Below are 1051 nucleotides of genomic sequence, written 5' to 3'. Positions count from 1 at the left end.
TTTTGTATCATTTGCTAATTTTTTATTATAGCGATAAATACCATACATAACTAACGCACAAAATAGGCCTGTCCATGCTGAGACTAAATCTGGAGATTCATTTTTTTTATTAAAAATACTGGTAATCGCTTCGAACGTCACTTGGAGTCCAACAGCCAACATGATAAAAGAAGCCACCATTGAGGCCACTGTCTCAGCTTTCCAGTGCCCATAAGGATGATCATCATCAGCGGGCCGCTGAGATAATTTTAGACCAACCAGTACGGCTATTGAGGCAATTATATCTGTTGCATTGTTTAATCCATCTGCCTTTAAGGCTTCAGAATTCGCCATAAATCCAACCATTAATTTTAATGCTGACAAGCAAATATAAGCAATAATACTGATTATTGCTCCTCGTTCTCCTTTTTTTAAATCCAAATAAGCTTGTTCCTCCAAAATTTTCACCCACTTTATCTCTATATTTATTATGGAACAAAAATATCAAGTGGGTCTAGAGAAACCTTTTGTCATCCTTCTAACTATGTAAAAGAAGTGAAAAAAAGTTTTCTTAAGGAAACAAATGTAGGAACAGAGAAGTACTATTTGGTTTTTATCTGACCTCAATACATTAAAAAATTGATTTCTTGTCCAAAACATATTCTAGTTAATCAACTAATATCATGATTAATAAGGCAAATTACAGGAGGTTTCTAATGCAAAATCAGCCTCAACTCCCTGGTCATGTAAATTTCGACCAGTTCAATCAGATGTTAGTTGCTCCTGAAACATTTGCAGCAAGACCTGAATCGCTAATTGAACAGTTATTTGTAGATCGCTCACTTACAGAAAACAGATTTTGGTTAAACGGTATTTATATATCAAAAAAGTAAATGAGGTGGGGTAGTGGCTAAGGTAGGCAAAGAAGATTTTATTCAAGGTTTTGTGCCAAACCATAATCATGGTTCTGTTGATTATACTTCTGTAGAGGGAGGGCATGTTCATCAGTGCTTAGATGTTACTTCGCCTCCGATCCAGACACAGGATCAAAATCATATTCATTATACAGAGG

The 1051-nt window shown here is 35.3% G+C and carries 2 protein-coding genes and 1 pseudogene; 2 read left to right on the top strand and 1 reads right to left on the bottom strand.

Annotated elements, in window-relative coordinates:
- The coding region (locus V7137_RS22195; RefSeq protein ID WP_335700085.1) for a cation diffusion facilitator family transporter at positions 1–438 on the bottom strand (438 nt) is incomplete at its 3' end.
- Positions 439–695: 257 nt separating this feature from the next.
- Between V7137_RS22195 and V7137_RS22190 the strand changes: the two genes are divergently transcribed.
- Together V7137_RS22190 and V7137_RS30890 are read left to right on the top strand one after the other, a co-directional pair.
- A complete protein-coding gene (locus V7137_RS22190; protein ID WP_335700086.1) occupies positions 696–872 on the top strand; it encodes a hypothetical protein in 177 nt (58 codons plus the stop codon).
- A 13-nt stretch (positions 873–885) separates the two neighbouring features.
- A pseudogene (locus tag V7137_RS30890) lies at positions 886–1051 on the top strand (YmaF family protein); the annotation flags it as partial.

The organism is Neobacillus drentensis (assembly GCF_036962765.1).
GTDB lineage: Bacteria > Bacillota > Bacilli > Bacillales > Cytobacillaceae > Neobacillus > Neobacillus drentensis_C.
This window is presented reverse-complemented; position numbering and strand designations above follow the sequence as displayed.